Origin of the sequence: Corynebacterium sp. HMSC078H07 (assembly GCF_001812805.1) — a bacterium.
Classification (GTDB): Bacteria; Actinomycetota; Actinomycetes; order Mycobacteriales; family Mycobacteriaceae; genus Corynebacterium.
In genome coordinates, this window is record NZ_KV810478.1 from 1 (window position 1) to 1143 (window position 1143).

A 1143-nucleotide genomic window follows, 5' to 3' on the forward strand; every position below is an offset into this window, starting at 1 on the left:
TGGGGTTGCCCGCAAATCGTGGACACGTAGTGGAGCTACCTAGTGGTTAGGCAGCTATTTCTTTTCTGCTGTTGATTGCGCCGGCGTGGTTCTCGAAGTCGACGGGGCTGACCATCCCGAGTGCAGAGTGCCGGCGCCGGCGGTTGTAGACGACTTCAATCCAGTAGGCAACGGCCTTGCGTGCGGCATCACGGGTCGCCCAGCGCTTACGGTCGTAGAACTCGGTTTTAAGCGTCGACCAGAACGACTCAGCCATCGCGTTATCGAAGCACACACCAGTACGCCCCACAGACTGAGCAATGCCCAGGTTGCGGCAGACCTCCCAGAGCTTCTCGCTAGTGAATTGCGTTCCGCGGTCAGCATGAAACACCAGTCCTTCAGGAACGTCACCGCGCAGCGTATGCGCCATCCGCAGGGCCCGTTCAACCAGGTGTGTGTCTTGAACACTATCCATTGCCCAGCCCAGCACTCTGCGGGAATGACCATCGCGGACCGCGCACAAGTACAACCATCCCTCGCTGGTGCGTAGGTAGGTAATATCCGACATCCACACCCGGTTAAGCTCACCAGTATCAAACATGCGCTTGACCAGGTCAGGAAGAGTTGACTTACGCTTGGATTGAATCGTTGTCACCGGGACAAAGGCACGCGGTGAAATCCCTTCAATGCCCATCATGCGCATCCGCTTCGCCACAGTCTTACGGTTAAGCGAAATGTGGTAGCGCTCGGCGAGCTCTGCGGTGATCCGCGGAGCACCATAAACCTCATCGGAGTCTTTCCAAATCTGATGAATCTTTCGGTCAACATCATCGTAAAATGCTGCCCGATCATCCTTTCCGGATAGTCGTTTCTGCTGCACATGGGCCCATTTGTAGTATCCAGACCGAGACACTTTTAATAGCCGTGCCATGCGTTTGATGCTGTAGTTCGCCTTCTCCTGCTGCATTAGTTCGAACTTTTCTGCTCGCGTTGCTTCGCGGCGAAGAAGGCTGTCGCTTTTGACAAAAACTCGTTATCCATCTTGGCTTCCGCCAACTCACGGCGCAGACGAGCATTCTCAGCACGAAGATCAGCCTCACTCATCCCATCCGAGGCTCCTCGGCGCTCACGCTCGAGTTTGACCCACCGGCCTAAAAGCCCGGC

2 protein-coding genes are annotated in these 1143 nt (G+C 55.8%); both read right to left on the reverse strand.

The annotated features are described in order from the left end of the window. Positions 1-46 precede the first annotated feature (46 nt). Complete coding sequence (locus HMPREF2875_RS06795; RefSeq protein WP_070671501.1) at positions 47-946, reverse strand: IS3 family transposase; 900 nt, start codon at positions 944-946, stop codon at positions 47-49. After that, on the reverse strand, positions 946-1143 hold a 198-nt coding region (locus tag HMPREF2875_RS14150), incomplete at its 5' end, for a hypothetical protein (RefSeq protein ID WP_371327560.1). The genes HMPREF2875_RS14150 and HMPREF2875_RS06795, both read right to left, overlap by 1 nt.

Coding starts and splice junctions, on each gene's coding strand:
- HMPREF2875_RS06795 (WP_070671501.1), bottom strand. CDS start 946: ATGCAGCAGGAGAAGGCGAACTACAGCATCAAACGCATGGCACGGCTA.